Annotated in this window: 24 protein-coding genes, 1 pseudogene and 1 other annotated feature; of the genes and pseudogenes, 18 read left to right on the plus strand and 7 right to left on the minus strand. The window is 55.7% G+C overall.

Annotated features, from left to right (window positions below; all coding sequences use genetic code 11):
- Nucleotides 1-63 precede the first annotated feature (63 nt).
- The 4 genes from dnaX (at nucleotide 64) to htpG (ending at nucleotide 5,063) form a co-directional block, all read left to right on the plus strand.
- On the plus strand, nucleotides 64-2,019 hold the full coding sequence (gene dnaX, locus ACT3RR_RS15240) for a DNA polymerase III subunit gamma/tau (protein ID WP_496200602.1): 1,956 nt from the start codon (nucleotides 64-66) through the stop codon (nucleotides 2,017-2,019).
- Nucleotides 1,346-1,410, plus strand: a sequence feature (DnaX frameshifting element). It overlaps the preceding gene by 65 nt.
- Nucleotides 2,020-2,060: 41 nt before the next feature.
- On the plus strand, nucleotides 2,061-2,390 hold the full coding sequence (locus ACT3RR_RS15245) for a YbaB/EbfC family nucleoid-associated protein (protein WP_353503041.1): 330 nt from the start codon (nucleotides 2,061-2,063) through the stop codon (nucleotides 2,388-2,390).
- Nucleotides 2,390-2,995 carry a recombination mediator RecR gene (gene recR, locus ACT3RR_RS15250; RefSeq protein WP_353503040.1) on the plus strand — a complete coding sequence of 202 codons (606 nt, stop codon included), beginning with the start codon at nucleotides 2,390-2,392 and terminating at the stop codon, nucleotides 2,993-2,995. Before ACT3RR_RS15245 ends, recR begins: the two co-directional genes overlap by 1 nt.
- 199 nt (nucleotides 2,996-3,194) lie before the next feature.
- Nucleotides 3,195-5,063: a molecular chaperone HtpG gene (htpG, locus tag ACT3RR_RS15255; protein WP_353504014.1), complete on the plus strand. Its 1,869-nt coding sequence runs from the start codon at nucleotides 3,195-3,197 to the stop codon at nucleotides 5,061-5,063.
- Between the two features lie 71 nt (nucleotides 5,064-5,134).
- On the opposite strand, the gene ACT3RR_RS15260 is transcribed toward htpG, so the two are convergent.
- Nucleotides 5,135-6,007 (minus strand): LysR substrate-binding domain-containing protein, encoded by an 873-nt coding sequence (locus ACT3RR_RS15260; RefSeq protein ID WP_496200603.1) that lies wholly within the window; start codon nucleotides 6,005-6,007, stop codon nucleotides 5,135-5,137.
- 264 nt (nucleotides 6,008-6,271) lie between these two features.
- Between ACT3RR_RS15260 and ACT3RR_RS15265 the strand changes: the two genes are divergently transcribed.
- The 7 genes from ACT3RR_RS15265 (at nucleotide 6,272) to ACT3RR_RS15295 (ending at nucleotide 12,406) form a co-directional block, all read left to right on the plus strand.
- Entirely contained in the window at nucleotides 6,272-6,943 is a 672-nt protein-coding gene (locus ACT3RR_RS15265) for a hypothetical protein (protein ID WP_034792312.1), read from the plus strand.
- 14 nt (nucleotides 6,944-6,957) lie between these two features.
- On the plus strand, nucleotides 6,958-7,356 hold the full coding sequence (locus tag ACT3RR_RS15270; protein WP_100937457.1) for an NUDIX hydrolase: 399 nt from the start codon (nucleotides 6,958-6,960) through the stop codon (nucleotides 7,354-7,356).
- Entirely contained in the window at nucleotides 7,356-8,237 is an 882-nt protein-coding gene (locus ACT3RR_RS15275; protein ID WP_496200604.1) for a DUF6024 family protein, read from the plus strand. Before ACT3RR_RS15270 ends, ACT3RR_RS15275 begins: the two co-directional genes overlap by 1 nt.
- On the plus strand, nucleotides 8,234-9,118 hold the full coding sequence (locus ACT3RR_RS15280; protein WP_485903599.1) for a DMT family transporter: 885 nt from the start codon (nucleotides 8,234-8,236) through the stop codon (nucleotides 9,116-9,118). Before ACT3RR_RS15275 ends, ACT3RR_RS15280 begins: the two co-directional genes overlap by 4 nt.
- Nucleotides 9,119-9,221: 103 nt before the next feature.
- Nucleotides 9,222-9,866 (plus strand): adenylate kinase, encoded by a 645-nt coding sequence (adk, locus tag ACT3RR_RS15285; RefSeq protein ID WP_353503037.1) that lies wholly within the window; start codon nucleotides 9,222-9,224, stop codon nucleotides 9,864-9,866.
- Between the two features lie 231 nt (nucleotides 9,867-10,097).
- Nucleotides 10,098-11,060: a ferrochelatase gene (hemH, locus tag ACT3RR_RS15290; RefSeq protein WP_486031296.1), complete on the plus strand. Its 963-nt coding sequence runs from the start codon at nucleotides 10,098-10,100 to the stop codon at nucleotides 11,058-11,060.
- Between the two features lie 26 nt (nucleotides 11,061-11,086).
- Nucleotides 11,087-12,406, plus strand: a complete 1,320-nt coding sequence (locus ACT3RR_RS15295) for an inosine/guanosine kinase (protein ID WP_496200605.1) — start codon at nucleotides 11,087-11,089, stop codon at nucleotides 12,404-12,406.
- A gap of 61 nt (nucleotides 12,407-12,467) precedes the next feature.
- Here the strand turns inward: ACT3RR_RS15295 and ACT3RR_RS15300 are convergent, their stop codons facing one another.
- Nucleotides 12,468-13,244: an SDR family NAD(P)-dependent oxidoreductase gene (locus ACT3RR_RS15300; RefSeq protein WP_034792301.1), complete on the minus strand. Its 777-nt coding sequence runs from the start codon at nucleotides 13,242-13,244 to the stop codon at nucleotides 12,468-12,470.
- Nucleotides 13,245-13,444: 200 nt separating this feature from the next.
- Between ACT3RR_RS15300 and ACT3RR_RS15305 the strand changes: the two genes are divergently transcribed.
- From ACT3RR_RS15305 to ACT3RR_RS15330, 6 genes are all read left to right on the plus strand, one after another.
- Nucleotides 13,445-14,371 carry a LysR substrate-binding domain-containing protein gene (locus tag ACT3RR_RS15305; RefSeq protein ID WP_496200606.1) on the plus strand — a complete coding sequence of 309 codons (927 nt, stop codon included), beginning with the start codon at nucleotides 13,445-13,447 and terminating at the stop codon, nucleotides 14,369-14,371.
- A 186-nt stretch (nucleotides 14,372-14,557) separates the two neighbouring features.
- Nucleotides 14,558-14,902: a carboxymuconolactone decarboxylase family protein gene (locus ACT3RR_RS15310; RefSeq protein ID WP_034792297.1), complete on the plus strand. Its 345-nt coding sequence runs from the start codon at nucleotides 14,558-14,560 to the stop codon at nucleotides 14,900-14,902.
- A 51-nt stretch (nucleotides 14,903-14,953) separates the two neighbouring features.
- A complete protein-coding gene (locus ACT3RR_RS15315; protein WP_496200607.1) occupies nucleotides 14,954-15,634 on the plus strand; it encodes a cupin domain-containing protein in 681 nt (226 codons plus the stop codon).
- Nucleotides 15,631-16,755: a flavin monoamine oxidase family protein gene (locus ACT3RR_RS15320; protein ID WP_496200608.1), complete on the plus strand. Its 1,125-nt coding sequence runs from the start codon at nucleotides 15,631-15,633 to the stop codon at nucleotides 16,753-16,755. Before ACT3RR_RS15315 ends, ACT3RR_RS15320 begins: the two co-directional genes overlap by 4 nt.
- The gene (locus ACT3RR_RS15325) at nucleotides 16,739-17,485 is read left to right on the plus strand and encodes an SDR family oxidoreductase (protein WP_496200609.1); all 747 of its coding nucleotides are present in this window, start codon (nucleotides 16,739-16,741) and stop codon (nucleotides 17,483-17,485) included. Before ACT3RR_RS15320 ends, ACT3RR_RS15325 begins: the two co-directional genes overlap by 17 nt.
- A 114-nt stretch (nucleotides 17,486-17,599) precedes the next feature.
- The gene (locus ACT3RR_RS15330; protein WP_496200610.1) at nucleotides 17,600-18,097 is read left to right on the plus strand and encodes an AAA family ATPase; all 498 of its coding nucleotides are present in this window, start codon (nucleotides 17,600-17,602) and stop codon (nucleotides 18,095-18,097) included.
- A gap of 52 nt (nucleotides 18,098-18,149) precedes the next feature.
- On the opposite strand, the gene ybaL is transcribed toward ACT3RR_RS15330, so the two are convergent.
- The 5 genes and pseudogenes from ybaL to ACT3RR_RS15355 form a co-directional block, all read right to left on the minus strand.
- Nucleotides 18,150-19,841 (minus strand): YbaL family putative K(+) efflux transporter, encoded by a 1,692-nt coding sequence (gene ybaL, locus ACT3RR_RS15335; RefSeq protein WP_353503027.1) that lies wholly within the window; start codon nucleotides 19,839-19,841, stop codon nucleotides 18,150-18,152.
- 230 nt (nucleotides 19,842-20,071) lie between these two features.
- Nucleotides 20,072-21,289 (minus strand): MFS transporter, encoded by a 1,218-nt coding sequence (locus ACT3RR_RS15340; RefSeq protein ID WP_034792287.1) that lies wholly within the window; start codon nucleotides 21,287-21,289, stop codon nucleotides 20,072-20,074.
- A gap of 42 nt (nucleotides 21,290-21,331) precedes the next feature.
- Nucleotides 21,332-21,811 carry a Cys-tRNA(Pro)/Cys-tRNA(Cys) deacylase YbaK gene (gene ybaK / locus ACT3RR_RS15345; RefSeq protein WP_496200611.1) on the minus strand — a complete coding sequence of 160 codons (480 nt, stop codon included), beginning with the start codon at nucleotides 21,809-21,811 and terminating at the stop codon, nucleotides 21,332-21,334.
- 474 nt (nucleotides 21,812-22,285) lie between these two features.
- Nucleotides 22,286-23,095: a TraB/GumN family protein gene (locus ACT3RR_RS15350; protein WP_353503024.1), complete on the minus strand. Its 810-nt coding sequence runs from the start codon at nucleotides 23,093-23,095 to the stop codon at nucleotides 22,286-22,288.
- Nucleotides 23,096-23,264: 169 nt separating this feature from the next.
- A pseudogene (locus ACT3RR_RS15355) lies at nucleotides 23,265-23,453 on the minus strand (cation transporter); the annotation flags it as partial.
- 89 nt (nucleotides 23,454-23,542) lie between these two features.
- Between ACT3RR_RS15355 and cueR the strand changes: the two are divergent.
- Complete coding sequence (gene cueR, locus ACT3RR_RS15360) at nucleotides 23,543-23,950, plus strand: Cu(I)-responsive transcriptional regulator (protein WP_496200612.1); 408 nt, start codon at nucleotides 23,543-23,545, stop codon at nucleotides 23,948-23,950.

Here is a 23,950-nt window from a genome sequence, read left to right on the forward strand (position 1 = left end):
TCGCCTGCCCAGGCGAGGCTGTGATAGCATGACCCTCCCGACCACTCGACTTCTCCGGTATTAATGAGCTATCAGGTTCTGGCCCGTAAGTGGCGCCCTCAAACTTTCGCCGACGTCGTCGGACAGGAACATGTGCTGACCGCGCTGGCCAACGGCCTGTCGCTCGGACGCATCCATCACGCTTATCTGTTTTCCGGCACCCGCGGTGTGGGGAAGACCACCATTGCGCGCCTGTTAGCGAAAGGGCTGAACTGTGAAACCGGTATTACTTCAACGCCGTGCGGCGTGTGTGATAACTGCCGTGAAATCGAACAGGGCCGTTTTGTTGATCTGATTGAAATCGACGCCGCGTCCCGCACCAAAGTAGAAGATACCCGCGAACTGCTGGACAACGTGCAATATGCGCCAGCGCGCGGTCGCTTCAAAGTTTACCTGATTGACGAAGTCCACATGCTCTCGCGTCACAGCTTCAATGCGCTGTTGAAAACGCTGGAAGAGCCGCCTTCGCACGTCAAATTCTTGCTGGCTACTACTGATCCACAGAAGTTGCCGGTGACTATTCTCTCCCGCTGCCTGCAGTTCCACCTGAAGGCGCTGGATGTCGAACAAATTCGCAAGCAGCTCGACGTGGTGCTGACCGCCGAGCAGATCAGCAGCGAGCCGCGCGCTCTGCAACTGCTGGCTCGCGCGGCCGACGGCAGTATGCGCGACGGCCTGAGCCTGACCGACCAAGCTATCGCCATGGGGCAGGGCGCAGTAACCACCGAAACCGTGTCGCAGATGCTGGGGACGCTGGATGACGAGCAGCCGCTAGCCGTGCTTGAAGCCCTGGTGAGCGCCGACGGCGCGCAGATGATGGCGCAGGTGGAGCATGCTGCTTCTCGCGGCGTTGACTGGGAAAACCTGCTGGTGGAAACGCTGGCGTTGCTGCATCGCATCGCTATGGTACAGCTGTTACCCACGGTGCTCGACAACCATTACGCCGCCATTGAGCAACGCTTGCGCGAGCTGGCGCGGGTTATTCCGCCTGCCGATGTGCAGCTTTATTACCAAACGTTGCTGATTGGCCGCAAAGAGCTGGCCTACGCGCCGGACAAGCGCATGGGCGTCGAGATGGCCCTGCTGCGCGCCTTGGCTTTCCACCCAAAAGTGGTGATTGCTGAACCTGTAGTCCAGCCGTCGGTAGCCCCAGCAGCCACTGTGCCAGCGCCTTCTGCTGCGCCAGAAGCCCAGCCGCAAAGCAGAACTTCTCAGCAAGAAACACCGCCGCCGCAAGGCGCGCCGCAGCCAGGTATCTCAGATACCACGGCGCAACTGTTACAGGCCCGAACACAACTACTCAGGCAGCAGGGGAATACCACCCCAAAAAAAGCTGAGCCGGCAGCGCCAGGAAAAGCGCGGCCGGCAAACTCAGCCCTGGAGCGTTTAGCTTCGGTGACTGAGCGTGTGCAAACGCAGGCCAGCGCCAGAAAAGAGAAAGAACCTGAGCAGCCCGTAAAAGAAGAAGCTTATCGCTGGAAAGCCCTGAACGAGCCGGAAGAGGCACCCGAGCCGGTGGCGACGCCCAAGGCGCTGCGCACCGCGCTGGAGCATGAGAAGTCGCCGGAACTGGCCGCGCGTCTGGCGGTCGAAGCCACTGAGCGCGACGGCTGGGCGGCTGAAATCAACCAGATGGTGATGCCAAAACTGGTTCAGCAACTGGCCCTGAACGCGTGGTGTGAAAAGGTTGAAGCCGGGAAAATCACTTTGCATCTGCGCTCTTCGCAGCGCCACTTGAATTCCCCTTCGGCACAAAAAGTGCTGACGGACGCACTATCGACACTCCATCAGACGCCGGTTGAACTCACCGTGCTAGAAGATGATAATCTGGCGGTCAAAACGCCTCTGGAGTGGCGACAAGCCATATATGAAGAGAAGCTGGCGCAGGCGCGCCAGTCGATTATTGCGGATAACAATATTCAAACTCTGCGCCGTTTCTTCGACGCCGAGCTTGATGAAGAGAGTATTCGCCCTGTTTAAACGCCGCAAATCCCCGCGGCCCGACGCAAAGAGAGATGATTATGTTTGGAAAAGGCGGCATTGGTAACCTGATGAAACAGGCCCAGCAAATGCAGGAAAAAATGCAGCAGGTACAGGCAGAAATCGCCCAGTTAGAAGTGACCGGCGAATCTGGCGCGGGCATGGTTAAAGTCACCATTAACGGCGCGCACAACTGCCGTCGTGTGGAAATCGACCCAAGCCTGCTGGAAGACGACAAAGACATGCTGGAAGACCTGATCGCGGCGGCTTTCAACGACGCGGCGCGTCGCATTGAAGAAACTCAGAAAGAGAAAATGGCTTCTGTATCCGGCGGCATGCAATTGCCACCAGGCTTTAAGATGCCATTCTGATGCAAACCAGCCCACTCCTTGAATCACTAATGGAGGCGTTGCGCTGCCTGCCGGGCGTTGGCCCGAAATCGGCGCAGCGCATGGCATTCCAACTGTTGCAGCGCGATCGCAGCGGTGGAATGCGGCTGGCGCAGTCGTTAACGCGTGCGATGTCTGAAATCGGCCACTGCGCTGATTGCCGCACTTTCACCGAGCAGGATATCTGCACCATTTGCGCCAACCCACGGCGCAAAGAAAACGGTCAGATTTGCGTGGTAGAAAGCCCGGCTGACATCCATGCTATAGAACAAACCGGTCAGTTCTCCGGTCGCTATTTTGTCCTGATGGGGCATCTGTCTCCGATGGACGGCATTGGCCCGGATGACATCGGTTTAGATCGTTTAGAGCATCGTCTGGAAAGCGAAAGCATGAAAGAGGTGATTCTGGCGACCAACCCGACGGTCGAAGGTGAGGCGACGGCGAACTACATCGCCGAAATGTGCGGCCAGTACGGCGTGCTGGCGAGCCGCATCGCCCACGGCGTACCGATGGGCGGTGAGCTGGAGATGGTGGATGGCACCACGCTGTCGCACTCTCTGGCGGGACGCGCACCTTTCAAGTTCTGACCTGTTAATTCCCGCCACGCGCGCGATTTCACGCGTGGCGGTTCAGTTTTAAGCCAAACGCTCTCTTTTCCCTTGAATTATCCTCCTGATAACCCCATCTACTCCTCAGCGTTTTATTTTGGCCAATGTGCCGCCTGTAAGGCTGGGCTTGCCAGCATAATGACAATTCAAATAGCGTAACTGAGGTAATTTGATGAGTATGAAAGGACAAGAAACCCGCGGCTTCCAGTCTGAAGTTAAGCAGCTGCTGCATCTGATGATCCACTCCTTATATTCCAACAAAGAGATTTTCCTGCGTGAGCTGATCTCCAACGCCTCAGATGCCGCCGACAAACTGCGTTTCCGCGCACTCTCCAAGCCTGAACTCTATGAGGGTGATGGCGAACTGCACGTGCGTCTGGCGTTCGATAAAGAAAAACGTACCCTGACCCTGAGCGACAACGGCATCGGGATGACCCGTGACGAAGTGATCGACAACCTCGGCACTATCGCTAAATCAGGTACTAAAGCCTTCCTGCAATCCGTCGGTTCCGAGCAGGCGAAAGACAGCCAGCTGATCGGCCAGTTCGGCGTAGGTTTCTACTCCGCGTTTATCGTGGCGGACAAAGTGACCGTGCGCACCCGCGCTGCTGGCGCGAGCAAAGATGAGGGCGTGTTCTGGGAATCTGCTGGTGAAGGCGAGTACACCCTGGCGGATATCGAGAAAGCCGATCGCGGCACCGAAATCACTCTGCACCTGCGCGAAGATCAGGACGAGTTCCTCGACGATTGGCGCGTGCGCTCGATTATCAGCAAATACTCTGACCATATCGCCTTGCCGGTTGAAGTTGAAACCCGCAATGAAGAAGATGACACCGTCACCTGGGAGCAAATCAACAAGGCGCAGGCCTTGTGGACCCGCGGTAAATCGGAAGTCACCGACGAAGAGTACACCGAATTCTACAAACATATCTCCCATGACTTCAGCGATCCGCTGAGCTGGAGCCACAACCGCGTTGAAGGTAAGCAGGAGTACACCAGCCTGCTGTACATCCCTTCACAAGCGCCTTGGGACATGTGGAACCGCGACCACAAGCACGGCCTGAAGCTTTACGTGCAGCGCGTGTTCATCATGGACGAAGCCGAGCAGTTCATGCCGAACTACCTGCGTTTCGTGCGTGGTCTGATAGATTCCAACGACCTGCCGTTGAACGTCTCGCGTGAAATCCTGCAAGACAGCCGCATCACCCAGAACCTGCGCAGCGCGCTGACCAAACGCGTATTGCAGATGCTGGAGAAACTGGCGAAAGACGACAACGAGAAGTACCTGCAATTCTGGCAACAGTTCGGTCTGGTGCTGAAAGAAGGCCCGGCAGAAGATGGCGCGAACAAAGAAGCCATTGCCAAACTGCTGCGATTCGCCAGTACCCGCAACGACAGCTCCAGCCAGACTCTCTCTCTGGAAGAGTACGTTGCCAAGATGGTGGAAGGTCAGGACAAAATTTACTACATCACCGCCGACAGCTATGCCGCCGCGAAGAGCAGCCCGCACCTTGAGCTGTTCCGCAAGAAAGGCATCGAAGTTCTGCTGCTGTCCGATCGTATCGACGAGTGGATGATGAGCTATCTGACTGAGTTTGATGGCAAAGTCTTCCAATCCGTGAGCAAGGCCGACGACACGTTGGACAAGCTGGCTGACGAAGAGAGCGAAGAGCAGAAAGAAGCTGAGAAGGCGCTGGAGCCGTTCGTTGAGCGCGTGAAAACCCTGCTGGGCGACCGTGTGAAAGAAGTGCGTCTGACCCACCGTCTGACTGATACGCCAGCGATTGTCACTACCGGCGCTGATGAAATGACTACCCAGATGGCGAAGCTGTTCGCCGCTGCCGGTCAGGAAGCGCCAGAAGTGAAATACATCTTCGAGCTGAACCCAGACCACGCGCTGGTGAAACGTGCTTCCGACGTGGCCGATGACGCGCAGTTTAGCGAGTGGGTTGAACTGCTGCTGGATCAGGCGCTGTTTGCCGAGCGCGGCACGCTGGAAGATCCAAACCTGTTTATCCGCCGTATGAACCAACTGCTGCAAGCATAAGGTTCAGATGCTCATAAAAAGCCCTGTCATCGCGACGGGGCTTTTTTTGCTCTTAAAAGCAGGAAAACGGCTTACCCTCCGCTGGCTTCTTCCAGCAACCAGCCGCGAAATGCGGTGATCTCCGGCTCATGGCTGCGATCGCTTTTCACCAGCATATAGGTGGCGCGATCCACCTCGGCGAAGCCCAGCGGCGCGATCACCGTGCCATCCTGTAGCTCCTTCTTCACCAGAATCTGCGGCGTCATGATGATCCCCAGCCCGTTTTTTGCCGCCTGAATCGCCAGCGTCAGGTTGTCGAAATGCTTGCCCGCAATAAAATCGCCTTTGGCATTGGTTTTCTTAGCCCACTCCTGCCAGGCATTAATTTTGGTGTCGGCGTGCAGCAATGGCAGGGTGGAGAAGTCCGTCTGATAAGTAAAATGGTGGCGGAAATTTGGCGAACAGACCGGGCCGATATAATCGACGGTGATCAGCGTTGATTCAATATCGCTGGTCAGCTGGTTCTCATTACTCTTAATTAGAATATCTGTCCGCTGTTCATGGACTTGCTGAACATCGGTATGCGTTTGGAAAGTCAGGACAATATTTTCATGACGTTCCGAAAAGCGGCTAATCCGCGGAATAAGCCACTGGGCTAAAAAACTTGGCGCGCAGGAGATAATTAAATTATTTTCCTGCCGGGCTTTAATGTCACGGCAGGTATTTTCTATTTCGACAAATACCTGATCGCAGCATTTTTTTAATTTCTCACCGTCGCGGGTTAAATAGACCCGGCCCGCCGCGCGTTTAAATAACGGCGTGCCCAGCCAGCCCTCTAAATTCTTAATTTGATGACTCACCGCGCTGTGAGTCACGTTCAGCGATTCCGCCGCCAGACTGAAGCTTTCAAAGGTCGCAGCCTGCTTGAAATAGTGCAGGGCGCGCAGGGAAGGCAGGTTTGCCATATCAACACCTTGTTAGAAAAATTCAACTCAACTGTCTGTTTATATCATTTTCTTGTGCCGAAAAAACCCATTAGTCTCAACCTCGTTCCGAAGCACATCTCTCTAACAGGCGCTGTAATTCTACTGAAGATAATTCAGTAAGTGCGCCAGTCTGCGCCTTGCGCGCTGGTTAAGTCTGTATAAAAAATAAGGATGACTATGAACAACTCACTTTCTGGTACAACGGCTTCCACAGCAAATACGACTCCACGAACGCAGTTAGTTATGTTCACAGGTGGCCGCGATAGCACGCTGGCCGCATGTTATTTAATGTTACAGGGTATCCCTGTGCATCTTTACTCTGCCAACAGCGGTTGCTCCCTGCACCGCGGCATTCTCGCCCACCGTGTAGACGAACTGCGTAATCGCTTTGGCGATTTAGTGGTGGAACACACCGTCGAGGATATCAGCGGGACTTTCCGCTCCATCGCCATTGAAAATATCGAAAGCGATATTTTGCGTCATCGTAAAAATCTGGTGTTACTCGGCGAGAAATTAGCGATTCACGCCCATTTAGTGGATTTCTGCCGCCGCAACGATATTAGCGTGATTAACGACGGTATTACCCACTACCAGCAAGAATTCCCCGAGCAGCGTCTGGTTGCCAAAGAGTTCTTGGTCAACCTGATGAATGAATACGACATTCAATACCACTCGCCAATTTATGAATTCGCTCAATCTTCTGACGACGTGAAATATCGCCTGCTGCAATTAGGTATTTCCACTAAATCGCTGGAAGGGGTGAGTATTTTCGGTGACAGCTTCTCGACGCCGAATGACGAAACCATTCTGGCTTATCTGAATGAGAAAACGCCGCTGGCGCGCAACATCATTAAATTCCTCTCCGGTGAAACCCTGAGTCTGGGGTTAAAAACGGCGACTCACGCTGCGGCGTAATGAAGGACAACCCGATGAAAACTATCGTCAAATGTTCGGCAGTGATCATCCGTGACCGCGCGTTATTACTAACGCGCAAGCGCGGAACTGACATCTTTATCTCTCCCGGCGGTAAGCCGCTGACCGGAGAAGACCACATCAGCTGTTTGCGTCGTGAGTTAAAAGAAGAACTTAACGTTGATACAGCCAAAATCACGCCGCTGGGCTTATTCCACGGCGTGGCGGAGTTCGAAAAAGTGGCGATTGAAAATCATGTTTATCAGGTGGAAGTGGTGGGGCAGCCCGTCGCCAGCGCGGAGATCGCGGAAATCGCCTGGGTGAATTACCGCAAGCCGCCTTGCGAAGTGGGAGTGGGATCCGTGTTTCGCGACAACGTCCTGCCGTTACTGTACCAGCGTGAGTTGATCGACTGATGGACCCTTCATCTCTCTCTCCCGCCTTGCAGCAACAGCACGGTGATCACTATTACAGGGAAGTAAACCGGCTGCGGGAAGTGCTGCGCGACAAGCTGACGACGGTCTATCGTCTTGGCGATTATGACATTTTTCTAGTGCAGTCGGTGCGTGTGGGCTTAGCCATGCTCTCCCACTTGCTGCATAAACATAATATGTCGCTGAATCTGGCCGCCCATCGCCACTATCAGCCGATTGAACTGCTGTTCTCCAAACCCGCGCCGATTGACGCGCCGGGGCAAAACAGCGGCGTCAACATGGTCACGCACGTTAACCCTTATACCGGGGTCATTAACGATCTTGATGGTTTGAATCATAAAACCGTGGTCGACGGTTCGCACAGTTTCGCCACCGGTCTGCATGATGAGTTGGTGAATAACAGCTCGATTTTCCTCGCGCCGCTGCATAAACACGCGTCGGTGGCCGTGGGTCTGACGCTGATTGCCGTGCGCCCTGAGCACTACAGCTGTTTGTTCCGCAGCGAGCTGCGCCTGTACGAAGGATCAACCGTCTCTCAGCGGCCATTGCAGGAGGCCATTGCCGCGATGGAGGCCCCGGATTGGCAGCCTTACAACGTGGCCAGCGTCGAGAAAATCGACCTGCCGCTGGCCAATGGCCTACGCCTGACCTCGCTCAGCGCGTCTGGCCTGCCTTTCGCCTGCTTCCCCGTGGCGACGCTGTCTGAAGACCAGCTGCGTAAGGTCAAACAGATCAATGGCAGCTATTTCGAGCATACCCAAACTTTGCGTATTTCCCGCTGGGCGCGGGGCAATCGCTTTCAGCAAGTGGATAGCACCGGCAGTGTTATCGACGATTTAGCCCGACTTTGGAGTCAAAAATGAGTAAATCTACCCCAGTTAACGGCAACCTGATCGGTATTCTCGGCGGCATAATTCTGAGTACCGATTCCGTGTTTATCCGACTCATGAGTATCGATAACTCATGGATGATTGTGATGCTGCGCGGCCTGTTTATGTGGGGGCTGGTGGTGCTGGTTTACCTGCTGTGGCCGAAGAGCCGCTCGGTGCTCGGCGTGCCGTGGATCACCCGTCAAAACGCGTTGTCGACGCTGTTTTTCTGTATCGCGTCGGCCTGCTTCGTTAATGCGTTAAATCGCGGCAGCATCGCTACCGTGCTGGTGATCATCTCCTCGACGCCGTTTGTTTCCGCGATCATTTCGCGCCTGTTCTTTGGCACCAAAATTGATAAATCGCTGCTGATGGCCGCCATCGCGGGCATGCTCGGCGTGGCTATCGTGATGACCGGCCGCGCGACGGGCTATGACCCGCTGGCCAACTACTTCGCGCTGGCGACGGCGGTGTCTATGGCGCTAGCCTTTATCTTTGCTTCAAAAGTGGAAAACGGCACCGTGGGCTTGCCTTCAATCGGCGGCGTGCTGGCCTCGGTTTGCGTGGTGGGCTTCACCGGCGGCGGCGTGCTGCACGCTGTTCCGCTGCTCAGCGTTTCGCAGTGGCTGTGGCTGTTCGTCGAAGGCGCGGTGATTATGCCGCTGGCGATGGGGCTGATTTCTCTCTCCACGCGCTTTGTTTCTCCGGTTAACGCCGGACTATTTTTACTGCTCGAAACCGCCCTCGCGCCGCTGTGGATTTTCCTGTTTCTTAATGAGGCCCCAACGCTGCAAGCCGTTGTTGGTGGGTGCATTATTGTGCTGGCCGTTATCTCCCAGACCTTGCGAATTAAACGCCAGGAGGCGCTGGCTTAACCTTGATTGCGCGCAGCCTGTTCCTTGAGGAAGGGCGAGCAGAATGATATGGTTGGTCGTTTTGTACGTTTTAATAAAAATTACATGCAAGGGGATTTACGCAATGCGTATCATTCTGCTGGGCGCTCCGGGCGCTGGTAAAGGAACTCAAGCGCAATTCATCATGGAGAAATATGGCATTCCGCAGATTTCTACCGGTGACATGTTGCGCGCAGCTGTTAAAGCTGGAAGTGAGCTCGGCAAGAAAGCAAAAGAAATCATGGATGCCGGTAAACTGGTGACCGACGAATTGGTGATTGCACTGGTTAAAGAACGCATTCAGCAGGAAGACTGCCGCAATGGTTTCTTGCTCGACGGCTTCCCACGCACCATCCCTCAGGCTGATGCCATGAAAGACGCTGGGATCAAAGTGGACTACGTGCTGGAATTCGACGTACCTGACGAACTGATCGTTGATCGCATCGTAGGTCGCCGCGTTCATCCAGGCTCAGGCCGCGTTTATCACATCAAATTCAATCCGCCAAAAGTGGAAAACAAAGATGATGTGACCGGCGAAGAGTTAATCACCCGTAAGGACGATCAGGAAGAAACCGTGCGTAAGCGCCTGGTTGAATATCACGATCTGACCGAGCCATTGGTGTCTTACTACAGCAAAGAAGCTGAAGCGGGCAACACTCAATACGTTCGTATCGACGGTACTCAGAAAGTGGACGAAGTGCGCCAAGAGCTGGCTTCTATCCTCGGTTAATGTCGTTGTCGTAAATAATAGAAGCAACAAAAGCGACTCCGGTCGCTTTTGTTATTTCTGCTTCCCGCACTTTTATTCATCAAATGAATGGTATTGATTACTTCTGCCATTAGCTGTTATCGGTTCCGCTCCCCGTCTTTTTGGTTACAATGTGCAAAGTTAAGTCGAAGCCCGCATTTTTGGCTTCCAGTCACCCAGGCTCAAGAGCCGTAATAATTTAGGAAATTCAGCATGATGCAGACGAAATTCGGTGTGTTACTGGTCAATCTCGGTACGCCCGAAGCACCAACGCCGCAGGCCGTAAAAAAGTATCTGGCTGAGTTTTTAGGTGATCCACGGGTTGTTGATACTAATCGTTTGATTTGGCTGCCGATCCTTTACGGCGTGATCCTACCTCTGCGATCTCCGCGCGTCTCCAAACTGTATAAGGGCGTGTGGATGGAAGAGGGCTCGCCGCTGATGGTGTTTAGCCGCCGCCAACAAAAGGCACTGGCCGAGCGCCTGCCGGGCACTCCGGTAGAACTGGCAATGAGCTATGGCAAGCCAAGCATGGAAGATGCCATCGACAAACTGCTGGAGCAGGGCGTCACCAAAATGGTGGTTCTGCCGCTTTACCCGCAATACTCCTGCTCCACCAGCGCCGCGGTATTTGACGGCGTAGCGCGCGTGTTAAAAGAGAAGCGCCGCCTGCCGTCACTGAGCTTTATTCGCGACTACGCCGAGCATCCGGCCTATATTTCCGCGCTGAAAACCACCGTTTTGCGCTCCTTCGCCGAGCACGGCGAGCCGGATCGCCTGATGCTCTCCTTCCACGGTATTCCGAAGCGCTTTGTGGCCTTGGGCGACGATTATGAACAGCGTTGCCGCGACACCACTCAGGCGCTGACTCAGGCACTGGGCCTGCCGACGGGAAAAATCATGCTGACCTTCCAGTCGCGCTTTGGCCGTGAACCATGGCTGACGCCTTATACCGACGAGACGCTGAAAGGCTTGCCGGCGCAGGGCGTGAAGAACATTCAGATCATGTGTCCAGGCTTTGCGGCAGACTGTCTGGAGACGCTGGAAGAGATTAAAGAAGAGAACCGTGAGATCTTTATGCACGCAGGCGGCGAGCAATTCCATTATATTGACGCCCTTAACGATCAGCCTGAGCATATCGATCTGCTTCAGCAGTTAGTGACTCAACATTTTTAACGTTTTTTGATCCACAGAGAGCATCAATGAAATTTCCTGGTAAACGTAAGTCTAAACACTATTTCCCTGTCAGCGCGCGCGATCCTTTACTGCGTGATTCAATGTTGCAGAGCATGATGCCTGACAGCGAAGTAGGGGCTTCTTATATCGTCGGTATCGATCAGACGATGGTAGATATTGAAGCGCGTGTAGACGAAGACTTCGTTACCCGTTATGGCCTGAAGGCCGGCGAGTCCAGCGTTATCGACGATGCGACCGCCGAGGCGTTGTATCAGGAGTTAATGAGTCAGGCGCTGATCACCCATCAGTTTGCCGGTGGCACCATCGGCAACACTTTGCACAACTACTCGGTGCTGGCCGATGACCGCTCAGTGCTGCTCGGCGTGATGTGCAGCCACGTGCAGATTGGCAGCTACGCCTATCGCTACCTGTGCAACACCTCGAGCCGCGTGGATCTGAACTACCTGCAAGGTGTGGATGGCGCCATTGGCCGCTGCTTTACCCTGATCAGCGACAGCGGCGAGCGTACCTTTGCGATTAGCCCTGGGCATATGAACAATTTGCGTCAGGAAAGCGTGCCGGAAGACGTGATTGCCGGTGCTTCGGCGCTGGTGCTGACTTCTTACCTGCTGCGCAGTAGCGAAGGCGAACCTATGCCAGAAGCCACGATGCAGGCTATCGCTTATGCCAAGAAGTATCAGGTGCCAGTGGTACTGACTCTGGGTACCCAGTTTGTGATTGCTGAGAACCCGCAGGCGTGGCGCGACTTCATCGCTGAAAATGTCTCTATTTTGGCGATGAACGAAGATGAAGGTTTTGCGCTAACGGGCTTGAAAGACCCGCTGATGGCGGCCGATAAGGCGCTGGAGTGGGTGGATCTGGTGCTCTGCACCGCCGGTCCGAACGGACTGTTTATGGCCAGCTACACCGAAGAAGAGTACAAACGCGCGACGAATCACCCGCTGCTGCCGGGGGCCATTGCCGAGTTCAACCAGTATGAATTCAGCCGCGCCATGCGCCGCGACAGCTGCCAGAACCCGCTGAAAATTTACTCCCACATCGCGCCATACATGGGCGGGCCGGAGAAGATCATGAACACCAACGGTGCTGGAGACGGCGCGCTGTCTGCCCTGCTGCACGACATCGCCGCCAACGGCTTCCACCGCACCAGCGTGCCAAACTCCAGCAAGCACGCCCGCGACTATCTGACCTACTCCTCACTGTCTCAGGTCTGTAAATACGCCAACCGCGTAAGCTATCAGGTCCTCAACCAGCACTCCCCGCGCCTGACGCGTGGCCTGCCGGAGCGCGAAGATAGCCTCGAGGAGTCGTATTGGGAACGTTGATGCTAAGGCGTCAATAAGCAGAAAAAAAACGCGGCGCTCGCCGCGTTTTTGCATTTAAACCTTAAGCGTTACGTCCCGCCATCACGCCGCCGTCGATGTCCCAGATGGCGCCGGTAACCCACGTCGTTTTATCAGACAGCAAGAAAGCCACGGTGTCGGCGATATCGCGCGGCGTACCGACGCGGCCGATTGGGTGGAAGCTGTCGAAGCTGTTCATCACGCCGCCCACGTCCTCTTTAGGAATAAAGCCTTCATAGATCGGCGTGTGAACCACGGCTGGCGAAACGGCATTCACGCGGATGCCGCTCTGACCCAGCTCCAGTGCCAGATTTTTGGTCAGGGCGTGCAGGCCCGCTTTTGCCATGGAATAGGCCGAGGATGGCGTCGCGCCGATGGCCTGCTGCGCCCACATGGAGCCGATGTTCACAATTGAGCCTTTGATGCCCGCTGCCACCATGTTTCTTGCCACGTCGCGAGTGATGAAGAAGGTCGCACGGTTGATGTTCATATACATGTCATAGTCGGCTTCTTCGTTTTCGACGAAGGCTTTCGGGAAGAACACGCCAGCGGCGTTGACTAACAGGCTGATATCGCGATGGTCGCGGTTAATTTCCGCCATCACGTGCTTCATACCGGCTTCTTTCATTAGATCGGCGACGATAATGGATACCGGACCAAGGGATGACAGGGCTTGGCGCGCTTCTTCTGCTTTGGCCTGACGATTGCCCACCAGCACCACGCTGCCGCCGTTTTCTAACACAATGCGCGCCGTTTCCAGACCCATGCCGCTGGTGCCGCCGACGACTAATAGTTTTTTACCTGCAAATGATGCTGACATATTGACCTCGAATTCTTATTTATCAATCAGTTATTAACAAGGCATCTGTCAGATTCAGCTGCCCGGCGATGAACCCAGATTGCCACGGGGCGAGCAGGCTGACGAATCAGAAGATATTGCCTGATGACAAAGAAAATCTATGTCGTTAGCCGTTTTCTGGGCTAGGATGAAGGCATGACTAATCAGCAGGTGATTTTGCGATGCGCTCCTTAAATAGACTTAAATGGCTGCACGCCTTTGAAGCGGCGGCACGCCACGGCAGTTTTACCGGGGCGGCGGAAGAGCTGGGCGTGACGCCCGCGGCGGTTGGGCAGCTGGTGCGTTCGCTCGAGGAGTGGGTAGGTCATCCGCTGCTGACTCGTACGCGTTCTGGCAAAAAGCGGCTGATGGTAGTAGCTGAGGCGCAAGAGGCGCTGAAAGAGATCACCGACGGGCTGGATAAGCTGGAAATCGGCTTGAAGAAGCTGCGCGGTCGCCGCGCGCGCTCGGTGATTGTGGTCACCGCATCGCAGGTGCTGGTGATGAACTGGCTGATGTCGCGCCTGAACCTGTTTGCCGAACACCGTGAGGATATCGACCTGCGCCTCGACGTTTCAGATAAGCATATCGATTTGGCTCACGGCGAGGCGGATATCGGCATTCGCTGCGGGCCGGGCAACTGGCCGGGGCTGCACGCGACCTGGATCATGGATGAAGAGGCGGTGGTGGTTTGTAGTCCGCTGATTTTAAAAGCCGGGCAAGAAGCCGACTGCGATTGGCTGAATAAACAAAAGCTTATCTACGATGACACCCCGCATCCCGGCGCCAATATGCCGTCGTGGAGCGGTGTGCTGGACACCATCGGCTATGGCCATGTGAGCCAGAATAGCCTGCATATCAACTCTACCTCGGCGGTAATTCTGGCAGCGCTCGGCGGGCGCGGCGTGGCTATCGTGCGCCGCGCGCTGGTGCAGCAATCCATTGATAGCGGCCAGCTGATTCAGCTCTACCCATCATTTAAATGGCCACTGACGTGGTCCTATTACATGGTGCGGTCGGAGCATGCGCTGAGTCGCCCCGAAGTGCAGATTTTCCATGACTGGATGCTGGAATATCAGCACTCACCGAGCTCAAACACCCCCGCCTAACTCTCTCTTCAGAGGATAGCCAAGGCACGGCTGGCTATCCTCTGCTTTGGGCTTTTTCAGCAAGATAGTTTTTCTTTGCCATAAGGCAAGTTTATCTCATTTGTTTAACACTCTTAACATTTCAATAATGCCTGCGACGAAAGGGGCGTGATGGGTCACGTCGCCTGATTGAAGAAGAGATTGTCTATGTTGCTGAACTGGAATGAACATCGCGATGAGCTGCTGGGGAAAGTGAATGAGTTCGCCAAGCTGACGCCGGAATTTATGCGCGGGCTGGTCAAGATGGATGCGGGCGCTTCCGCGACTGGCCATTTGGACCCGAAAATCCATGAGCTGATTGCGCTGGCGGTGGCGGTGACCACCCGCTGCGACGGCTGTATCTCCGTTCACGTTAAAGCTGCCGCCAAACACGGCGCGACGCGCGAAGAGATTGCCGAAGCGCTGGCCGTGGCGATCTCCCTCAATACCGGCGCGGCGCTGACCTACACCGCCCACGTGCTGGACGCCTTCGACTCATTGCCAAAAGCATAATTTTTTCCGGCGCTTAGCCGCGCCGGTCTGCTCTCTTATCGGAAACGCATCATGTTAGTCAATCACGACCTCTCCCTGCGCGCGCTGGTCACGGCGGATAAATATGAGTGGGTAAGCTCGCCGCAGTCCGGCGTTCACCGCGTCATGCTAGACCGCATTGGCGCAGAACAGGCGCGGGCCACCAGCATTGTTCGCTATGACGCGGGCTCAGATTTCCCCACACATTCGCACCCTGACGGCGAGGAGATTTTGGTGCTGGAAGGCGTGTTTTCCGAAGGGGAGCAGCACTATCCGGCGGGCTGGTATCTGCGTAATCCGCCGGGCTCTTCCCATCAGCCTTCCAGCAAATTGGGCGCGACGATTTTCGTCAAACTGCGGCAGATGGCCGCCGAGGAAACCCAGCGAGTGCGCATCAATACCTTGGAAGCAAGCCGCTGGCAGCAACGGCAGGGCCGTGAAATTTGCCCGCTGTACCAGAGTGCGCATGAGCTGGTGAGGCTGGAAAGCCTCGCCGCCGGAGAGCCGATTTTTGCCAGTGAGCCGGTGGCCGGGGCCGAGCTGTTGGTGCTGGGCGGAGAGATAACAGAGGGCGCTAGCGCCTATTCCACGGGCAGTTGGCTGCGGCTTCCTGCTGGCACCTTTCCTGAATTAGTGTCCGGCAAGGCAGGGGCGCTGTTGTACATCAAAACCGGCCATTTGCCCGGGCAGAAAACATTGGCGGTGAAGCAATGAGACAGGTGCAAGTTGCCATTGTTGGCGGCGGCCTGAGCGGACTGTATGCCGCCGCGCTTTTGGAGCAGGCGGGCGTGGATTATCTGCTGATTGAAGGGCGCGATCAGGCCGGTGGGCGCATTCAGTCGCTGCACGCCGCAAATGAAACTCAGCGTTTTGATCTCGGCGCTACGTGGGTCTGGCCAGCCTTTCAGACCCAGTTGGCACAGCTTTTACAACAGCTTGATATTGAGCTTATCGCGCAAGAAGAGCAGGGCGACATGCTGCTGGATCGTGCGTTGCATCAGCTGATTTCGCGGCATCCCGGCTACGTTACATCCCCGCCTTCCATGCGCATTGCGGGAGGAATGCGGCGACTGGTAGAAAAACTTCAGCACAGGCTCAATCCGGCCAAGCTGCTGTTCAGCCACCTTGTCACGCAAATAGAGGTGAATGCCGAAGGAATACAACTGACGGCCAAAACGCCACTCGGAGAAAGCCTGTCGGTTCGCGCCGAACAGGTGTTTCTGGCACTGCCACCGGCCTTGGCGGCGGGAATTAACTTCAGCCCCTCGCTGCCGGCATCCGTCGCCCGAGAGTGGGCCAATACCGGCACTTGGATGGCACCGCATGCCAAATACGTGGCAGTTTACTCCCGACCTTTTTGGCGGCAGCAAGGGCTGTCAGGGGAAGCACGCAGCGCCGTCGGCCCTATGGCTGAGATTCACGATGCCTCGGCGTCAGAGCAGGCTGCGGCACTGTTCGGCTTTCTGGGAATACCGGCGAAAACGCGCTGGACCACCAGCGAAAGCAATCTAAAAGACCTCTGTCGCGCGCAGCTGGTCAGGCTGTTTGGCGAGCAGGCGGCGCATCCGGTTGCTGAGTTTTTCAAAGACTGGGCCGACGATCCGCTGACCGCCACGGCGGGGGACCTGACGGCGAATCAGAGCCATTCGATTCCTGAGGCTTTTATCTGCGAGGGCGCCTGGCAGGGGAGATTACAGGGCATCGCTAGCGAGTGGTCGGCGGCCTTTCCGGGTTATATCGCCGGGGCAATAGACGCCGCGACACGGGGCTTCACGACTTTCACCACGCAATCAAACCAACCCACTCAGGGAGCACAGTATGAGATTGAAAAATAAACGCGTTTTGATCACCGGAGGCACCAGCGGCATTGGCTTAGCCACCGCCAAATTGATGCTGCGCGAAGGGGCACGGGTGGCGATCACCGGGCGCGACGCCGAGAAGCTGCAACAGATTAAAGATGAGCTGGCAAGGGACGTGTTGGCGATTCGGGCCGACGTGCTTGCTTCTGAGGATCTACGCCGTATCCACGACCAAGTATCCGCTGAGTTTGGCGGGCTGGACGCGTTTTTTGCCAACGCCGGTGTGGCTTTCAGCTCGCCGCTGGCGAGTACCAGCGAGGCGCGTTATGACGAGCTGATGGATATCAACGTCAAGGGCGTGTTCTTCTCCATGCAGGCGATTTCGCCGCTGTTGCAGCCGGGCGCGTCGGTAATTCTCAACACCTCGTGGCTGAATCAGGTCGGCACGCCGGGCCTGTCTCTGCTTTCGGCCTCCAAAGCGGCGGTGCGATCGCTGGCGCGGAGTTGGTCGGCAGAGCTATTAGAGCGCAAAATTCGCGTCAACGCCGTGAGTCCGGGGGCGATGAATACGCCCATCCACGGGCGCAGCGGCGGCACAGAGGCTGAAATCAACGCTGGCAAACAGCGTATTGCGGCGCGAATTCCCCTCGGGCACTTGGGGGAGGCCGAAGATATCGCCAACGCGGTGGTGTTCCTCGCCAGCGATGAATCTCGCTACATGCTGGGGGCTGAAGTGGTAGTCGACGGTGGCTTTTCGCAGCTTTAGCTCTTGATTTGACTCAATAAGGCCAGCCCTCTTGCTGGCCTTATTTTTCAGCTCTCTTCGCCCCAGCGCGTGCTACTCTTTTGATTCATTCACCAGCAGCAAAGCGAGGAAAGCATGTCCCAGACCGCCACGGAAACTCCCACTCTTCACCTGCTCTGCGGCAAAATTGCCTCCGGCAAATCTACACTGTCTGCCCGGCTTGCTGCCCGCCCGTTAACGGTGATTATTAGCGAAGACCAGTGGCTGGCGCGGCTTTACGCCGAGGAGATGCATAGCGTGGCGGATTACGTGCGCTGCTCGGCCAAGCTGCGAGAAGCCATGGCTCCGCACCTGATTGCCTTGCTGCAAGCCGGTATATCAGTGGTACTCGACTTCCCGGCCAATACGCTAGCAAACCGCCAATGGATGAAGGGGATTGTCGAGGCGTCCGGCGCTGACAACCAGCTGCACTATCTCGACGTGCCCGACGAGGTGTGTAAAGCCCGCCTCCGCGCCCGCAATCAGGCCGGAGAGCATTACTTCGCCGCCACCGACCAGCAGTTTGATTTCATCACCAGCCACTTTGTCCCGCCGACTGAAGACGAAGGGTTTCAGGTGGTGGTTTATCGCTGAGTGAAATAAAAAAGCCTCCCATATGGGAGGCTTTTTGCTAGTCGAAAAGGCATTAAATCGGGCAGTAAGGCCGCTTTTCGTCTTCTTTCATTACGTCAACATGCAGCATATTCAGCATGCTGTTGGCGATTTCGCGTTCACCCATCACCACTTCGTTTGCGCCGCGCTCCATGATGTAACGCACTTCGTCGTCATAGTGCGCGCGGGCGATGATCTCGATATTCGGGCGTTTGGTTCTTGCCGAGGCGACAATCTCACCGGCCTCATAACCATTGGGAATAGTCACCAGCAGCCAGCGGGCGCAGTCCAAACGGGCCAAGTCCATCACTTCCTGATTGGCGGCGTTACCCAGCACCGTGCTGATACCTTGCTCGCGCAGCGCTTCGACCCGTGGCCGGGAGTTCTCAATTACCACCAGTGGAATGCCCGCGGCCTGTAGCTTCTCGCCCAGCAGGCTACCCACGCGACCATAGCCCACCAGCAGGGCGTGATTGCACAGGTCGAATGGGATCTGCTTCTCGTCTTCGACAGCTTCTTCCACGCTCTGATCGTCGATGGTTTCGGTCTTCGCCAGATATTTCTCCAGCAAAGTGAACAACAGCGGGTTAAGCATAATCGACAGGATCGCGCCCGCCAGCACCAGATTGCGGCCATGCTCAGACAGCATGCCGAGCGTGATACCCAGACCCGCGAGGATAAAGGCGAACTCGCCAATCTGCGCCAGACTGACGGAAATGGTCAGCGCGGTGCGCCGCGAGTGGCCGAAGGTTTTCACCAGCAGGAAGGCGGCGATCGATTTACCGAAGACGATAATGCCCAGCGTCGCCAGCACCGCCAGAGGCTCGCGGATGATGATCAGCGGGTCGAACAGCATGCCGACAGAGACAAAGAACAGCACCGCGAAGGCGTCGCGCAGCGGCAGGGTGTCGTGCGCCGCGCGTTGGCTCAGTTCGGACTCGTTTAGCACCATGCCCGCGAAGAACGCACCCAGCGCAAAGGAGACGTCGAACAGCTCCACCGCGCCATAAGCAATGCCCAGCGCCAGCGCCAGAACCGCCAGCGTAAACAGCTCACGCGAGCCGGTACTGGCGGTGCGGGCGAGGATCCACGGCACCAGGCGGCGGCCGACCACCATCATTAGCACCATAAAGGCGATCACTTTGCCGATGGTTATCGCCAGTTCCATACCCAGCGCGCCAAAGCTTGAATGCTCACTCTCCATCATGCTGCTAAAGGCGGGCAGTAAAACCAGCGTCAGCACCATCACTAAGTCTTCGACTATCAGCCAGCCTATGGCAATTTGCCCGCGCTGGCTGTCAATCAGTTGCCTTTCTTCCAGCGCCCGCAGCAGCACCACGGTACTGGCGGTGGAAAGACAGAGGCCGAAGACCAGACCGGCAGCCAAGTCCCAGTCCAGCAGGCGTGACAGGCCGATACCCAGCAGCGTCGCGACCGCGATTTGCAGCACTGCGCCGGGTATAGCGATGGATTTTACTGCCAATAAGTCTTTGAGAGAGAAGTGTAAACCTACGCCGAACATCAGAAGGATGACGCCAATTTCCGCCAGCTCAGGAGCAAGAGAAGTATCGGCGACAAAGCCCGGAGTAAAAGGGCCAGCAAGCACGCCAGCGGCAAGATAGCCGACAAGAGGGGAAATTTTAAGGCGATTGGCGAGCATCCCGAACAGGAAGGCCAGTACCAAACCGCCGACGATGGTGGTTATCAAGGGCGTAGAGTTGTGCATCCATACTCCTTCTAGTTATGCGTCAGTGCAAAGTGTAAGAGAGTGTTAATGATTTTATGGCATATCGGCGACCGATGTGTAAAAAAATGTGCCTTGAATGTCAAAAAATAACGATTTTGATGTAAATCGAGATGAAAGTGACATTTCACAGGGTTTTGGACAGCGATGTTTCAGTGGGCAAGGTGAGTGTGCTGCCGATAACGGAGTATCGGCAGCATAAAGGCAGAAGTTTAGGACTGCTTTTGTTCAATATTCGGTAAGAATGCGGTGAGAATCCCCAATAGCGGCAGGAAGGCGCAAATCTGATACACCAGTTCGATGCTGGTGCGGTCGGCAACGTAGCCCAGCACCGCCGCCCCAAGGCCGCCCATGCCGAAGGCCAAACCAAAGAACAGGCCAGAAACCATGCCGACTTTGCCCGGAATCAACTCCTGCGCAAACACCAAAATTGCCGAGAACGCCGAAGCCAATACCACGCCGATGATCACGCTGAGAATGCTGGTCCACATCAGGTTGGCGTGAGGCAGCAGCAGGGTGAAGGGCGCAACGCCGAGGATCGAAGCCCAAATTACGTATTTACGCCCAATCTTATCGCCAATCGGCCCGCCAATGATGGTGCCCGCCGCCACGGCAAACAGGAACACGAACAGGTGGATCTGCGCGCTTTGGATCGACACGCCAAATTTGTGGATCAAATAGAAGGTGTAGTAGCTGCTCAGGCTGGTCAGGTAGAAGTATTTGGAGAACACCAGCACCAGCAGGATACCCATCGACATCGCCACCGTGCGGCGCGGCAGCACGGTGATATTGCCCGCCACGGGGCCGCGCTTCTTGATGATCTGCTGCTGTTGGCGATACCACTTACTGATTTGCAGCAGCACCACGATACCCAGCAGGGCCGCCAGTGAGAACCAAGCGACGTTGCCTTTACCATAAGGCGCGATGATCAGCGCAGCCAGCAATGGCCCGAGCGAGCTTCCCAAGTTGCCCCCCACCTGAAACACCGACTGTGCCAGACCGTGACGGCCACCGGAGGCCATACGCGCCACGCGAGAGGACTCTGGGTGGAACACCGATGAGCCAGTACCGACCAGCGCGGCGGCTAACAGTACCAGCGGGAAGGTCTGCGCCACGGCGAGCAGCAGCAGGCCGGAGAGGGTAAAGCCCATGCCAATCGGCAGCGAGTAAGGCTGCGGATGCTTATCCGTGTAATAACCAATAATAGGTTGCAGCAGCGAGGCAGTTATCTGATAAGTCAGGGTAATCATGCCTATCTGGGTAAAGCTGAGTGAGAACTCGTTTTGCAGCAGCGGATAAATCGCCAAAATCAGCGACTGGATCATGTCATTGAGCAGGTGGGAAACGCTGATTGCGCCGAGTATCCCGAAGGCCGTGCGCTTGGCGGCGCTGGCTACGGGTTGGGTAGGGAGGTCGGTACGGTCGGTCATCTCTATCTAAGCCTTTATTCTTGTAGTAAGTAGCGGAAGGGGTCAGTCAACTTTAGCGATGTCGGCAAATTTTCCGCGCAGCAGGGTACAAAGATCGCCCGCAGCCAGTTCAATATCAAGCCCGCGTTTACCTCCAGAGACAAAAATGGTGGCAAAGTTTTGCGCCGGGCTATCGATAACCGTGGGCAGCAGCTTTTTCTGCCCCAGAGGGCTGATTCCGCCGACCAGATATCCGGTCACGCGCTGGGCAATTTGCGGGTCAGCCATATCGGCCTTCTTCGCGCCAAGGGCTTTGGCGACTTTCTTGAGGTCTAGCAGCGAGGCGACTGGCGTGACGGCCACGGCGAGGTTTTTTGCGTCACCGTTGAGAGAAACCAACAGGGTTTTGTAGACCTGATTAGCATCCAGCCCGAGCTTCTGCACGGCTTCGTCGCCGAAATGAGTTTCATCGCTGCTGTGTTCATAAGGGTGGAGAGTAAAAGCCACCTGGTTTTTTTCCAATAATTTGACTGCTGGCGTCATAACCTTCCCCGACAAAAGATCCCAATAAAAAAAGTCACCGGGTCTATAGGGGCAAAACAGCCTCAGACGTTCACGATGACTTAATTAGCGGAAAAATAATAACTCTGCTCAATCTTTTGATTGTAAAGCATAAAGAGTATTTCTTGAACGAATGTTAAATATTAGTCTAGCGAATGTCTGTTGCCAAGACCCAATACAGATTGCTAACCTACTACTGCCAGTGTTCTGTCCCGCAAGAGACAAATGCTGAAGCTATAACTAATAAAATGAAATTCCTCTTTGACTGGCCAATAGCGATATTGGCCACTTTTTTGATCCTCTTTATCCTTTAAGCCAGCTCTGCGTTGGCTTCCTTCGCTCGCCCTAGACACTTACTTGTGTAAGCTCCCAGAGACTCGCTCAGTTGCCGCCTTGATCTGACTCGAATGATTTTGAGGATCTCGAGTTTTGTTCTTGTTTAGGCACAAACCCGACTCAGCGCCGATCCGCTGTCAGCATATCCGGCAGGTTGCCTTCGCCATACAGATGCAGCGCGCCGACGGCGACCACGTATTTACCGGGCGGCAGGGCGTTGAGTTGCTGCTTCCAGCGCAGGTTGCGTTGATTCATCAGCACGTCGTACAGGTCATTGCTGAAGGTGTTGGGCAGCGGCTCCATGCTTTGGCTGGGCTGGGATTCCAGCCACCAGCTGATCATGGTTTGCAGCAGCCGCGCGTTGGTGTGCCAGTGAGTCAGGGTGTCTTCCAGCAGCGAACGGCCGTCGTCCGGCAGTTGCTGAAGCAGGGTGAGCTGCTCCTGCGGGCCTTCCAGCTCGATGATTTTCTTCTGCTCGCGCCGTGCGGCTTTCAATAGCTGATAGTCAATGCCGTATTCGCCGCGCAGCCCAAGGCGCTGGGCCTGACCGGCTTGTAGCATCAGCGCGACCTGCCAGCAGGGCAGGTGATTCAGGCTATAGATAGATGTCCCCAACTCCTCGCAGAGTCTCTCCACCTGCAAATATTGCTGCTCAGTCAGCCTCTCGCTAAGTGGCGAGAGATCTTCCGCGATGCCGAAAGGCGATTCCGCCTCGCTGATGTCGGCTTCGACAACCAACGCGTCGGCCTGCGACAGCCGTTTCAGCAAGATATCTGGCAGGGGCTGCATATTCATGGTGCCCATGTGGATGCTGCCAACCAGGTGCAAATGACGGTCGCCGGGAAGCTGGATATCCATCGCCGGATAGTGATATTCCGCGGGAGAAAGCAGACCGAGCCAGCGGGCAAGCTGGTAAAAGATATGGCCCATATGGCGTTGTCTCCTTGCAAGGGTGAAGGGGCATGCTAGCGCGTCGCTGACGTAGCGAACAGGGGGAAAGTCTTGATTTTCGGGGGGAAGGCGAATTAAAAGCATGAAAAGTCACGTTTATCGCCGCGGGCAGAGTTACCAGCGGCGATGGCGCAGGACGTTAAGCGACTGTCGCCTGATAGCCCGCTTCTTCGACAGCGTCGATCAGCTCTTGGGTTGGCGCAGAGCCTTCAACCACGGCTTTGTTCAACTCAACGTCCACTTTGGTGGTGCCTGACACGGCTTCCAGTGCTTTGCGCGTAGACGCCACGCAGTGTCCGCAGGTCAAACCTTCAAGGTGTAAAACGGTAGTAGTCATATTGTGTTCCTCTGGATACTGTTGGTTGGCCTTTAATCGATTCAGGGGTAGGATAAACCTTCCAGCAAGGTGAAGGTCAAGGGGGCAAAATGAATATCAGCGATGTGGCAAAGAAAACCGGTTTGACCAGCAAAGCGATTCGCTTCTACGAAGAGAAGGGGCTGGTGACGGCGCCGATGCGCAGTGATAACGGCTATCGTACTTACGCGCAAAAGCATATTGAGGAGCTTACGCTACTGCGTCAGGCGCGGCAGGTGGGTTTCACTCTGGATGAGTGTCAGGAGTTAGTGGCGCTGTTCCACAATCCCGACCGCCACAGTGCCGATGTGAAAGCGCGAACGCTTGAGAAAGCCGCAGAGATTGGCCGACATATTGAAGAGTTAACCGAGATGCGCCAGCGGCTGCTGGCGCTGGCTGAGTCCTGTCCGGGAGATGAGGGCGCCGCCTGCCCAATTATCGACAATCTCTCTTCGACCTTGGCACCGCAGCTGCGTTAG

Origin of the sequence: Ewingella sp. AOP8-B2-18 (assembly GCF_052376015.1) — a bacterium.
In the GTDB taxonomy this organism is placed as follows: Bacteria; Pseudomonadota; Gammaproteobacteria; order Enterobacterales; family Enterobacteriaceae; genus Ewingella; species Ewingella allii.